This is a genomic window from Natronobeatus ordinarius, assembly GCF_024362485.1.
In the GTDB taxonomy this organism is placed as follows: domain Archaea; phylum Halobacteriota; class Halobacteria; order Halobacteriales; family Natrialbaceae; genus Natronobeatus; species Natronobeatus ordinarius.
Genome location: NZ_CP101456.1, coordinates 3,395,821 through 3,407,239, shown reverse-complemented (window position 1 = coordinate 3,407,239; position 11,419 = coordinate 3,395,821). Strand labels below are relative to the sequence as shown.

12 protein-coding genes and 1 pseudogene are annotated in these 11,419 nt (G+C 63.1%); 8 read left to right on the top strand and 5 right to left on the bottom strand.

Annotation, left to right across the window (positions count from 1 at the left end):
- Nucleotides 1-30: 30 nt before the first annotated feature.
- The 4 genes from NMQ09_RS17310 (at nt 31) to NMQ09_RS17295 (ending at nt 2,780) form a co-directional block, all read left to right on the top strand.
- On the top strand, nt 31-672 hold the full coding sequence (locus NMQ09_RS17310) for a hypothetical protein (RefSeq protein ID WP_255191829.1): 642 nt from the start codon (nt 31-33) through the stop codon (nt 670-672).
- A gap of 371 nt (nt 673-1,043) precedes the next feature.
- Nucleotides 1,044-1,400, top strand: coding sequence for a hypothetical protein (locus NMQ09_RS17305; RefSeq protein WP_255191828.1), 357 nt, complete (start codon nt 1,044-1,046; stop codon nt 1,398-1,400).
- 436 nt (nt 1,401-1,836) lie between these two features.
- Complete coding sequence (locus NMQ09_RS17300) at nt 1,837-2,223, top strand: hypothetical protein (protein ID WP_255191827.1); 387 nt, start codon at nt 1,837-1,839, stop codon at nt 2,221-2,223.
- 14 nt (nt 2,224-2,237) lie between these two features.
- Nucleotides 2,238-2,780 (top strand): hypothetical protein, encoded by a 543-nt coding sequence (locus NMQ09_RS17295; protein ID WP_255191826.1) that lies wholly within the window; start codon nt 2,238-2,240, stop codon nt 2,778-2,780.
- 607 nt (nt 2,781-3,387) lie between these two features.
- Here the strand turns inward: NMQ09_RS17295 and NMQ09_RS17290 are convergent.
- Nucleotides 3,388-3,591, bottom strand: coding sequence for a hypothetical protein (locus tag NMQ09_RS17290; protein ID WP_255191825.1), 204 nt, complete (start codon nt 3,589-3,591; stop codon nt 3,388-3,390).
- A gap of 115 nt (nt 3,592-3,706) precedes the next feature.
- On the opposite strand from NMQ09_RS17290, the gene NMQ09_RS17285 reads away from it, so the two are divergent.
- On the top strand, nt 3,707-5,077 hold the full coding sequence (locus NMQ09_RS17285) for a nicotinate phosphoribosyltransferase (RefSeq protein ID WP_255191824.1): 1,371 nt from the start codon (nt 3,707-3,709) through the stop codon (nt 5,075-5,077).
- A 61-nt stretch (nt 5,078-5,138) separates the two neighbouring features.
- Here the strand turns inward: NMQ09_RS17285 and NMQ09_RS17280 are convergent, their stop codons facing one another.
- The 3 genes and pseudogenes from NMQ09_RS17280 to NMQ09_RS21185 all read right to left on the bottom strand — a co-directional run.
- Entirely contained in the window at nt 5,139-5,705 is a 567-nt protein-coding gene (locus NMQ09_RS17280) for a hypothetical protein (protein ID WP_255191823.1), read from the bottom strand.
- Between the two features lie 53 nt (nt 5,706-5,758).
- Entirely contained in the window at nt 5,759-7,327 is a 1,569-nt protein-coding gene (locus NMQ09_RS17275; RefSeq protein ID WP_255191822.1) for a SagB/ThcOx family dehydrogenase, read from the bottom strand.
- Between the two features lie 617 nt (nt 7,328-7,944).
- A pseudogene (locus NMQ09_RS21185) lies at nt 7,945-8,361 on the bottom strand (hypothetical protein); the annotation flags it as partial.
- 256 nt (nt 8,362-8,617) lie between these two features.
- Here NMQ09_RS21185 and NMQ09_RS17270 point away from each other — a divergent pair.
- Together NMQ09_RS17270 and NMQ09_RS17265 are read left to right on the top strand one after the other, a co-directional pair.
- Nucleotides 8,618-9,028 carry a hypothetical protein gene (locus NMQ09_RS17270; RefSeq protein ID WP_255191821.1) on the top strand — a complete coding sequence of 137 codons (411 nt, stop codon included), beginning with the start codon at nt 8,618-8,620 and terminating at the stop codon, nt 9,026-9,028.
- Between the two features lie 61 nt (nt 9,029-9,089).
- Nucleotides 9,090-9,701: an alpha/beta hydrolase gene (locus NMQ09_RS17265; RefSeq protein WP_255191820.1), complete on the top strand. Its 612-nt coding sequence runs from the start codon at nt 9,090-9,092 to the stop codon at nt 9,699-9,701.
- A 69-nt stretch (nt 9,702-9,770) separates the two neighbouring features.
- Here NMQ09_RS17265 and NMQ09_RS17260 read toward each other — a convergent pair whose 3' ends face one another.
- Nucleotides 9,771-10,514: an acetoacetate decarboxylase family protein gene (locus NMQ09_RS17260; RefSeq protein ID WP_255191819.1), complete on the bottom strand. Its 744-nt coding sequence runs from the start codon at nt 10,512-10,514 to the stop codon at nt 9,771-9,773.
- Nucleotides 10,515-10,614: 100 nt separating this feature from the next.
- On the opposite strand from NMQ09_RS17260, the gene NMQ09_RS17255 reads away from it, so the two are divergent.
- Nucleotides 10,615-11,343 (top strand): DUF1405 domain-containing protein, encoded by a 729-nt coding sequence (locus NMQ09_RS17255; protein WP_255191818.1) that lies wholly within the window; start codon nt 10,615-10,617, stop codon nt 11,341-11,343.
- Nucleotides 11,344-11,419 lie beyond the last annotated feature (76 nt).

Below are 11,419 nucleotides of genomic sequence, written 5' to 3'. Positions count from 1 at the left end.
ACGATAGCGGTCAGAACCCTCGAGGGCGAGGTGATCGGCACGAACACGCGGCCGGTGCCCAAGACGCCGCCCGCCGGTGAATGGGAGCTTCCGGAGGAAGGCCTCGAGATCACGCTCCCCAGCGGGGCGACCTTCGAACACGAGATCCACGACGGCCACGAGCGCCGACACGGCTGGGAGCAGGTCAAGGAACTTCCCGGAATCGATAGCGTTGACGACGTCGGCGAGGTCGTTCGCGCGCCGAACGCGATCGAGGAGGACGGACAGTACGACCTGATTATCGGCGATAATCCCACCGGCGACGGGCAGGTCGTGTTGCGTCTAGTCAAAGGGATGGTGATTTCTGCAGCCGAGGTCGTAGAAGATCCACTCGGGAATAAAATTGAAATTGATCGAACGGACGAACATCCCGTTCGAGATGATGGTGATCACATCCCCAATTACGATATCGTTAGAGACGTAATTGCTAATCCAAACCAGATCTGGCAAAACGGCCCTCACTATGTTTACGCCAAACATATTGATGGCCAATGGTATACTGTTCGAGTGTATGAACACCCGGATGGACTACGTACAATCAGTACTACGGTGATCTATGAGGATCGTAGTCAATTTGAAAAGTTCTTGGATAGAAAGGGGTATCCATCGGACCCACTTTACGAGTCAGATTGACTGATTGGGTTTCAACAAAACCAGAAATCTCCACTCACGGAAGAAACTACTATGACTGATAAAAGCGACAGAAAAAGTCGGTCACCAGAACCATTATGAATTATTATTCGTACGCTCGATCAAGACGGCAAACAGGCGACCTAGAGACCGCAGGAGTCTATTACACAGCCGCTGGAAGAGGAGATCTGCTTAAATTCCGCCGGTTGCCTGATACTCCCGACGATGTCAACGCCGAGCCACCGTCACCACGCTACATAGACTTTGGCTCTGCTATGCGGTCTCTGCTCCTTGGGGCGCTTTGCTTCCGACTTCACGGGTCACACGAACGCTGTCGTCGCCATGCTCAACAGGGGGAGTTGATCGTCTCTGACGTGCTCGAGGAGCCGATTCTCACTGCGGATGCAGAGGTCGGGTTCTGTCACGAACTCCGTGGTGACTTCCGGTTAGTTGGCGATCTGGGTGGTCATGAGGACGAATACGCAATCGCTGCAGAGCAGTACGAAACGGTCGAAAACGACCTCGGCTGGTCATCAGAACCGTATATCGAAGACGCGATTATCGTTCCCGTTGAACTCGCCGACTCGGTTGGATTTACCCTCGGAGAAGACGAGCGCAATCGGATAATGTATCTATCGCTCGAGGATCGGATCGAGTATAAACGAAACCAGTTTCCGGAGATTATCGATCGAGTGATCGAAAATGGTAACTGGGACTCGGAGTTTGTCTGAGGGTAGCAGCTAGATCAGCGTATGATAAATACGACTCACACCCCCTACGCAGTGATTTATGACTGCTTCATTTCACGCCTGATTCAGGGAAACACCGCATTTCAGTTTCTGTTCAAAGATGAACGCGCGAAATAGACCGATCGAGAACTATTGTATGACACGCTCGCTAGATAGCTACTCTTGTGTTTTTATATTAACAGAGCCGGGCCGGTAAGCAGGTTTGTCAATGTAGTTGGTTCGCCAATGAGGGACCCAATAGGCACGAACACTCCGACATCAAACGCAGCAATGCTGGGAACAGATCACGCAACTACCCGGAACCGACGGCACCGACGACGACGTCCACGGGGTCATCAGAGCTCCGAACGTCCACGAGGAGTCCGGCGAATTCGACCTGATTATCGGCGATAATCCCACCGGCGACGGGCAGGTCGTCTTGCGCGTCCTCGAGGGAATGTTGGTCTCGGCTATCTCCCTCGATACGTTTGATTCTCCGGCGCACGAAGGAGAGATAATACTGGATGAAGACTACTACGATAGGCACATAGAGCATCAGGACGAACACTTAACAAAGGAGCAGATCAGGGACGTCGTAGAAAACCCAGATAACGTATATCGAGGCACCAACACCCGGGGTAAAACGATATACGTCTGGGAAAAGGTCGTTGGAGGCGTGACCTACTACGTTAGAGCAGAGAACTTCGATGAAAGCGCATCCATTCCGCTCACAGGAATCCACATCCGGACGGGGTACGAAGATACCGCTGACAAAATCGAGGACCTGAAAGAAGCGTACAATCTAGTGAAAATCTGGTCAGGGTAGCCGAGGTAGAGCTGATGAAGGAGGGACTGTCGTCGTTCGCGCGAAACGCCGAAGCAAACGAGGAGTTCGACGTAGCGGCAGCCGCGTTTTTTGCCCTCGGAGCGTACACGCTCGCCGACGAGATGTACCGAAACGGACGCTATTATCGAGAAGGCATCGGCACGCTTCTTCGGTCGGTCGAACTCGATACGCGATGCGGGAACGCCGATCGCGCCCGACGAACGGCCGACTACCTCCGGTCGAATATCGGGCCGATTACCGCCGACGGCAACGACCCCGTCGTTCGTGGGCTCGGACGCGAGTGGGCCGCCGATTCGTTACTGATGACCGGTGACGAGACCGCAATCACCGAATACCAAACTGCGCTAAAGTTGTTCCACGGTATTGACTTCGATACGGAACTCTACTGGGGTGCGAGTCCCGAATACGATACTGCGTTCCTCCCGATGAAACGGTTTTTCGAACGGCACCGGATCGACTATTTCTCCGACCACGACGTCGACTTTGCGGGACGGGTCGCGTGGAAAGTAGCGACGGCCGAGAAGGTCCTCCGATAAGGGCGAGGACGTGAGTCTTGATGAGCAAGCAGAGCAAATTCCGAAAGGATCAAAAATACGTGAACGAAGGGGAAGGGATCATCGACGATGTGGATATTGATGAGCAAGCAGTACCGATTCCAAAGCCGGATCCTCCATGATCACATTGGAGCTATAGCACTCGTTGAAACGATTTACACCCGGCCACAGCCGAACGGGCAGCCTCGGCCTCGTTGGCGAGGCTGCCCGCCAACGGTCGTGACCGGGTGTGCAATGACTTTCAACGGTTACTATAGACGAGCAGAGCTCAACAACCGAAAGAGAGGAAGCGTTGCGGTTTCTTTCGGATGAACTCGATATACACGCTGAAGAACTGTATGCTGACTTACTCTCTGAGTAGCTAGTGACTCAGGGTGTCATAGAATACGTCTCACACCCCCTATCTGGTGATTATAGGGGACTCATTCTGCACCTCACTTCCTGAAAACGCCGTATCGGGGTTCAATTTGCAGCCTAAAGGCTGGAATTATTCGCTTGAGAACTATTGTATGACACCCTCGTCTAACAAGCTGGCGGACGAGCACTTCGGGGAGTGACCGCCACTCCCTTCTTCGGCTACGGGACCGCGCTACCGGCCGCCGCGAAGCACCTTGACGACGCCCTGGGCGACCATCCCGAGCATCGCCCACTTCCAGGCGAGGGCCGCGACGGCGAGCAGGGCGACTGCTCGAACCATGTTTCCGCGGTCGAGCGAACGTTTCGCCTCGAGCACGACCGACAGCACGGTCAGCGATCGCGTCATCTTCGAGCCGAGGAGTCGTTGGAGTGCCATACCTGTCCTACGAGGGCCGACGGGATAACGGCCGCGCCGGAGCGCGCAAGTCCTTCCCATCGGCGAGCGGGAGCCGGCCTGTCGTATTATTCGTCTCGATGACGGATTTCCGTGCATGGATCGACCCACGTTCGGACACCTCACGCCTGAGCTCACGCCACTGTTCACCGACACGTACGAGCTGCGGATGATGCAGGCGTACTACAACCAGGATCACAACCCCCGGGCGACGTTCAGCCTGTTCTTTCGCGACCTGCCACCGAACCGCGGCTACATGGTGACTGCCGGCCTCGAGCAGGCGCTTCACTACGTCGAAAACATCTCCTTCGACGAGCGAGCGATCGAGTACCTCGCCGAGCAGGGCTTCGACGAGGCGTTTCTCGAGCACCTCGCCGACCTCGAGTTCACCGGCGAGGTGCGCGCGTTGCCCGAGGGGACGCCGGTGTTCGCGAACGAGCCGATGCTCGAGGTGACGGCGCCGATCCTGCAGGCACAGTTGCTCGAGACGGCGGTGATCAACCAGATCGGGTATCAGACGTTGATCGCGACGAAGGCGAGCCGGATGCGGGACGTGATCGACCGCGAGGGGGACGATCAGGGGCTGGTGGATTTCGGCTCGAGACGGGCCCACGGGACGGACGCGGGGATCAAGGCGGCGCGAGCGGCGTACGTCGGCGGCTTCGACGCAACGTCGAACGTCGCCGCCGGCGAGTTGTTCGACCTGCCAATCTCCGGGACGATGGCTCACTCGTGGGTCCAGAGCTTCGAGGACGAGCGCGACGCCTTCGAGACGTTCGTCGCCGAACACGGCGAGGACGCCATCTTGTTGATCGACACCTACGACACGGTTCGGGGCGCGGAGATCGCCAGGGACGTCGCCGAGGAGACCGGTGTGGACGTCCGCGGCGTCCGGCTCGACTCGGGGGATCTGGCCGCCCTCTCCCAGGCAGTCGCCGAGGTCGCCCCCGACCTCGATCAGTTCATCTCCTCGGGGATCGACGAGTACGCCATCAGGGACTTTTTCGAGCGCGACGGCGTGGGCGTCGGCTTCGGCCCGGGGACCGCGCTGGTCACGAGCACCGACGCGCCGAAGATCGAGGCCGTCTACAAGCTGGTGGCGGTCGAGCGCGACGGCGAACTGAAACCGACGATGAAACTCTCGACGGGTAAGGTGACCTACCCCGGCCAGAAGCGCGTCCGGCGACTCGAGGACGGCGGCGCGTACGCCGGCGACGTGGTCGGGCTCCGCGGGGAGGAACTGCCGGGCGAAGAACAGCTCGTGACCGTCGTCGAGGACGGTGAGCGCGTGGTCGACCTGCCCGATCTCGAGGCGATCCGCGAGCGGGCGCGAGAGCGGCGGCACAAACTCCCCTATGAACACCGCCGCATCGAAGATCCCGAGCCGTACGAGGTGACAATCAGCGACGGGTTGCAAGCGGAGACCGAGGGGCTCAGGGAGAGACTCGAGCGGGAGGTCAGCGGCTGACGCGAGGTCGCCGGATTGGTAGGCTCGATCGCGAGCCGTCGCCCGTCACCGAATCGGGGGGTCACTCCCGCTCGTTGGACGCCTCTTCTTCCGCTCCCTCGGACGCCTCTTCTTCCGCTCTCTCGGACGCCGCTTCGCTCGCTTCCTCGTCGCCGGCCGCGTCCTCGTCCGCGTCGGCGATCTCCTCGTCTACGACCTCGTCGGCGACGTCCTCGTCGATCGTCATCTCCCCCGGCTCCGCCGGCCGTTCCTGTACGTCCTCTTCGACGCGCGCTTCGACCTCCGCCGCCGACGGCTCCGCCCCCAGGTCCGATTCGTCGGTCTCGTCGGCATCGGCCTCGTCCACGTCGTCCCCGGCCGAGCCCTCGTCCGCCTCGAGGCGCTCCCTGATTGGGTCTCCGATGGGGATCTCGCGGCCCCCCTCGAGCACGCTTTCGGCCGTCTCGCGAACCTCGTCGACCGGGAGATCGGGTTCGTCGGGTCGTCGGCGCTGGAGCAGGAAGTACAGGATTGCGCCGACGGCGAGCGCCAGGAGGATCGTCTGGAGCGTCCGGCCGCCGGACTCGGCCTCGGGGTTCGATCGATCGCCCGACGCCTCCGTCCCGCTCGTGGATTGGAAACGGATCATACGATTCGTACCCCGCCGATGGGGAAGTTCGTTGGGGTGGAGCGGCGTCGCCCTCAGGCCGGCCGTCCCAGCGTGTACAGGAACATCGGCGTCTGTCCGGCCGCCCGTGGCTCGAAAAAGTCCGTGATGACGTCGTCGTAGAACGTCAGCCCCGTCCCCCCGAGCGTCCGGTGGGCGTACGTCGCCAGGTAGAGCCGACCGGCGGTCAGCGCGGCCTCGAGTTGCGCCACTCGATAGCCGCGGTCGCCGAGGGCGTCGACGATCGCCTCGAGGTCGGTCAGGAAGTAGACGCAGACGGCGGCGTCGAGGCCGAGTCGCTGGTCGAGCGCGAGGTGTCCGGCCTCTCGACGGCACTCCCCCGCCCGGAGGCGCTCGAGTTCGCCCTCGGCGGGGTGGTAGTGGTAGGCCCCCGGCTCGAGCCCCTCGACGGCGTTGACGAGCAGGTAGGGGTCGACGAATGAGAGCGGCGGCTCTTCGGTCCTCGCCGTCTCTTCGTGCTCGCCACGAACGTCCATCGGAACGCCACGAACCGCCCGGTCGAGGACCGTCGACAGCTGCCGAAAACTGATCGGCTCCCGGTCGTACTCCCGACAGGAGCCGCGCCTGACGATCGTGTTCTCGAGCGGCCGGCTCGAGGCCGTCTCCCGACCGACTGGCTCGAGCGGGACGCGCTCGCCGTCGCCGGGATCACGGGTGCCGATCGGTCCCTCCGGACGATCGCGTCGCCACGCCTCGGCGGCCGCCCCGTCCGCGAGCACCCCGGCCGCCCACGCGTCGTGGATGAGCGGGAACGCCTGCTCGGTCGGCGACAGTGGGGCGGTGTCGGGGTCGATCGACTCGACGGCTGGCGGCTCCGGTGCCTCCTCGCCCGCCCCCACCGCGACCAGCTCGAGGGGCGCCTCGCGTTCGGGGTCGATTCCGAGGAGCTCGACCACGGGCTCGTCGGCGAAGCCGGTGACGACCTCGGCGCGCAGCTCGAGCGCGTGGGCGACGGCGAGGAGGTTCGCCAGGATCGTCCCGGAATCCCAGAAGGCGTGGCGGAACGTCCGTTCCTGGTATTTCCAGGCGTTGCGCCACCACGTCGACGTCGCGACGACCGACAGCGGTGCGTCGGCGACGGACCCGTACGCGCTCGCCTCGGCGAGGACGCCGCGGTAGTCGCCCCGGCGCAGGACGTCGAGCGAGCGCGAGCGGGGATCGAAGTGGTAGACGCCTGCCTCGAGTCCGTCCCCCTCGCGCCCCTGGAGATCGCCCGTGACGACGTGGAGGTCGACGTGGTAGAGCGCGCCGGTGGCCGCCGCCGCGCGGAACTCGCGACGTTCGCCGTACACCTCGAGTTCCTTCGTGATCCCGGCGGCGTACTGACAGAGGGCGGTAAGGGCTTCGACGTCGGGCGCTCGAGCCGGGTCGCCGTCGGGTGTCGGCTCGGCGATCGCGGCGAGCGCGGGCTCCGCTGGCTCGAGGGGGTCGGGCAGCGATCGGCTCGGAAGGTCCTCGTACACTTTGTAGGGCGTCGGCTTGTTGTCGAAGTCGAGCCGGTGGCCGCCCTCGCGGACGCTCTTCGGGCTGTGCTTCGTCCGGTCGTGGTACTCGACGGCGGAGACCTGCGGTCGCTCGCCCATACCGACACCCCCACGGCCGAGGCGAAAAGCCTGGGGGCGTGGCGACGTATCGGCACTTGCTGCGGAACGGACGCACCCGTAGTAGCAGTGGAGAACGCGAACGGACGGGTGGCATAACTGGACGAGGCGCATCCGTCTTTAGCTAATACTCAGAGTAATACCGAATAACACCGTTTTGGAGGTGGGTTTCGTCAGTATACGACCGCTGCGGGGCGAAAAAGCAGTCTCTGCATTATCTGTACTGTTGACTCTCAGCCGCATCAGCGGTTCAGCCGCTAGATTCGTTCGACTAATACCATTAAGCATAATTCTGCCACAGAGTATAACCAGCAGTCTTAGCTAAAGACGAATGGTCACCCCATCTCGTTCCAGGGTCAACAGACTCTGGATCCTGGGGTTCTTTTGGCAATTCAAATTTACCCATGTCAGTAGATGCCGTTTTGTCCTTTTTTTCCTGCCGCTGTGTACCTGAGACTGTCGATGGGATTGCCAACGTACCTGCTCCGACGACGCCAAAGGCGGCAGGGATCGATTTCAGGACTGTGCGTCTTCTTTTCCGCTAGTGATTACCAGATATTTCAATACCTCCTATGTGATTGGAATATATATATATATAATTAACTACGTTTGTTAACTCTGGGGGTGTCAAGGTTAGACCGTCGCATTGTGGAGAGCGGCGAAGGCTGTGAGCTCCGATCTCGTTGAGTCAGCCGTACTATAGCGGGAAATCGATGCCAGAAGCGCCTGGTTCGGGATTTGAGGATTCCGAACCAGGCTTCGATGAATGAGCGATTTCCACAGGTTTCGCGCTCGTAGTCGCAGTCAAGGAGTTCGAGCGGCCAGTCGTACCAGGGGCCGCGGTCAGCCCGAATCAGCGGGCGACCACGGCCCCGTTTCAGCACGTCTCTGAGAAACAGCAGCGCATCAAGATTCGATCGGCCGGGAGACACCTCGACAGCCAGTACCTCTAGGGTGTCACAATCGACCGCCGCCCACACGTACACCTCTTCGCCGTCGACTTCGACTTTCGTCTCGTCGACGGCGACCTCTTAGCGATTCTGGCAGTCAGGTTCGAACAGGTGCTTGGGCCGGTGGGACCAGTGTCGAATCGCCTCGTGTGAGCGATCAACGGACGGTTCGATCCGGCGGTACGACAGTCCAGCGTGATACAGAAACGCCGCGGGGACACGCCGCTCCGTCGGCGTGTCCTCGCACGAAATTTCTTGCTTAGATGTTCGGAGATTGTTGCGTTATATTTAAATAACGTCGGACAGCATCTACCCACAATCGATGCCCTCCACGCGCAGGCGGTTCCTGGCCGGGAGCACTGCAACGATCACTCTGCTGTCCGGCTGCACGGCGTTCGGTGGCGATGCAGTTACGGTTCGCGAACTAGAAGTCGAGCTCGCGAACGAGACGAACGCCCGACACGTGTTTCACTTCGCCGTGGAAACGACGGACGGACTCGAGGCGTGGGAGTCACACGAGGTGGCTCCGGGGACCAGCGAATCGACCGTGAGCGAACCACCGGCAGACGCCGAACCCGTTGCGATCCACGGCGTCGTCGACGACCAGCCCACGAGGTACGAGTTGCTCGGAACCGACGGCGAATCCGGCGAGCACTGTCTTCGCGTCGTCTTCGAGTACGGACTCGGTGACGCCCCCACGTTCCTCGAGAGCGCGGACGTCCGCTGCTCGTGATCGGTCGCCACTCGAGCGACGACGCGGGCGATTCATACACCGGGCGTTCCAACCGGCGGGTATGACCGACGTGGTGATCCCCGGCGGCCGGGACGTCCGGGGAACGCTCGAGGAACCCGACTCGGACGCTACCCCGGCGGCGATCGTCGTCGCCTGCCCACCCCACCCCCAGCACGGCGGCAATCGCCGCGATCGCCGCCTGCGTGCGGTGAGCGAGGCGCTCACCGAACGTGGTATCGCCTGTCTCCGGATCGACTACGGTGAGTGGGACGAGGGCTACGGCGAGCGCGAGGACGTCCGGAACGCGATCCGGTGGGCCGACGACCGCTACGACCGCGTGGGCGTCTTCGGCTTCAGCTTCGGCGCCTCCCAGTCGATCCTCGCGAGCGCCACGGTCGACCGCGAGGTCGCCGCCATCGCCGCGCTCGCGCCGACCGCGAGCCTCGGATCGGCCCTCAAGGTCGTTCCCGCGCTCGCGGACCTCGAGTCTGGGACGCCGGTACAGGTGCTCTACGGCGAGCGCGACACGACCGTCGACTGGGAACCCGTCGTCGAGCGTGCGCGGGCGCTGGACGGCGAGGTGATTTCCTGTTCGGCGGACCACTTCTTCGTCGGTCAGGACGCGAAGGTCGCCCGGGAAGTCGGCGACTTCTTCGGTCGCACGCTCGGGTGAGGACCGACCTGGCTCGAGTCCGACCCTGGCTCGAGTCTGACCCTGGCTCGAGTGACGCTCGAGCCCCAGCTATCGCATCGCCCGTCCCTCGAACAGCCGCGCTTCGACGCGCAAGCCGGCGAACCGCACGAGCGGCAGTCTTCGAACGCCGAGCCGCCGGAGGCCCGCCGCCACCTCGCCGGTTCCCCACTCGAGTGAGACGCCGATCCCCGGTCGAACGGCCACCTCCCCCTCGATTTCGGTGCGGGTCCGCAGGATCTCCCCGTTCTTCGTCGTGTAGCTGTGCAGCGTCCACTCGCGCTCGCGCCGGGGCCCCCTCGGGACGTCGAGCCGGAGGACGCGCTCGCCGTCGACCTCGACGACGGCCCTGATCCCGGTCGGCCCGTCGGTGACGGTCACGTCGGCGACCTCCTTCGGGTAGCCCCAGAGCTCGCCCAGAGCGACCGATGCCTCGGTCGTCACCGGCAGCCAGTGGACGAAGCCGCCGACGTCGCCCTCGAGCACGCCAGCGATCGGCCTCCCGGCGGTACACGGCACGATGACGCCGAACTCGTCGTACGGCTCGAGGCCGCGTCGGTCGTCCGGGCCGTCGCGTCCGTCGGCGTTCGAGCCGCCGACGCGGCGGTAGCCGATCCCGACCAGCGCGACGGGGGCGACGCCGGGGGCGATCGCGAGCGGGGCGAGCCCGTCGGGGAGGGCGGTCGCCAGTCGCCGGCGGCTGGCCGGGAAGATCGCCCCGCCCATCGCGAACGCCAGCTCGAGCGGGAGCGCGACCTCCTGGCCCGTCGAGAGCTTCCTCGACTGCGGTTGCATACGCGACCTGACGTGGACGACGACGATAGGGGTACGGGTCGTCGCGACGATCGACGATCGACCGCTACGGTTTTGCGGCCTCCGTCCGTCGGCCCGGACGATGACGGCCCAGACCGGGTTGCCCGACCGTGATCCGTTGCCCAGGTACCTCGCGCCGGTCCCCCGACGAATCGAGGACCTCGGCCTCCGCCTCGCCTGGCTGATCGTCGCGATCAATCTCGCGGGGACGGCCTTCGGCTTCTGGTACTACCGCCACCAGTTCGCCGCGACGCCGACGGTGATGTGGCCGTTCGTCCCCGACAGCCCCGTCGCGACGCTGCTGATCGCCCTCGCCATCGCCAGCTGGAAACTCGGCTACGAACAGCCCTGGCTCACCGCCCTCGCCTTCTTCGGGAATATCATCCTCGGGCTGTGGACGCCGTTTACCCTCCTCGCATTCTACGAACAGTACGCCTACCTGCATCCGGCGATGTACCAGTTCCTCTTCTGGAGCCACCTCGCGATGGTCGTCCAGGCGTTTGTGCTCCACCGCATCACCGACTTCCCCGTCTGGGCCGTCGCCGTCGCCCTCGCGTGGTACGGCGTGGACCTGGTCGTCGACTACTTCATTCCCATCGTGGGTGAGCCCCACCACACGGCGATCCCGATCCCCCGCGACACGCCGATGTACCTCGGCGCCGACGCGCTGGGCGTCATCGCCGCCGGCGAGACGTCGTTCACGCTGCTCGCCCTCTTCCTCGCGCTCGCGACGCGCGTGAAGAAGTGCGAACGCGCCGGCGTCGGAACGGGGCCCGGGTCGGAACCGCGAGTCGACGGCTCCGGTCCCTGACGGGGGCTCCGGCCGTTCCCATTCCCGGGACTCGAGGCCACCGTCGGTTTCCGGGGCCGTCGAATCGCCGCCGGCA

Coding starts and splice junctions, on each gene's coding strand:
- NMQ09_RS17295 (WP_255191826.1), top strand. CDS start 2,238: ATGAAGGAGGGACTGTCGTCGTTCGCGCGAAACGCCGAAGCAAACGAG.
- NMQ09_RS17290 (WP_255191825.1), bottom strand. CDS start 3,591: ATGGCACTCCAACGACTCCTCGGCTCGAAGATGACGCGATCGCTGACC.
- NMQ09_RS17285 (WP_255191824.1), top strand. CDS start 3,707: ATGGATCGACCCACGTTCGGACACCTCACGCCTGAGCTCACGCCACTG.
- NMQ09_RS17280 (WP_255191823.1), bottom strand. CDS start 5,705: ATGATCCGTTTCCAATCCACGAGCGGGACGGAGGCGTCGGGCGATCGA.
- NMQ09_RS17275 (WP_255191822.1), bottom strand. CDS start 7,327: ATGGGCGAGCGACCGCAGGTCTCCGCCGTCGAGTACCACGACCGGACG.
- NMQ09_RS17270 (WP_255191821.1), top strand. CDS start 8,618: ATGCCCTCCACGCGCAGGCGGTTCCTGGCCGGGAGCACTGCAACGATC.
- NMQ09_RS17265 (WP_255191820.1), top strand. CDS start 9,090: ATGACCGACGTGGTGATCCCCGGCGGCCGGGACGTCCGGGGAACGCTC.
- NMQ09_RS17260 (WP_255191819.1), bottom strand. CDS start 10,514: ATGCAACCGCAGTCGAGGAAGCTCTCGACGGGCCAGGAGGTCGCGCTC.
- NMQ09_RS17255 (WP_255191818.1), top strand. CDS start 10,615: ATGACGGCCCAGACCGGGTTGCCCGACCGTGATCCGTTGCCCAGGTAC.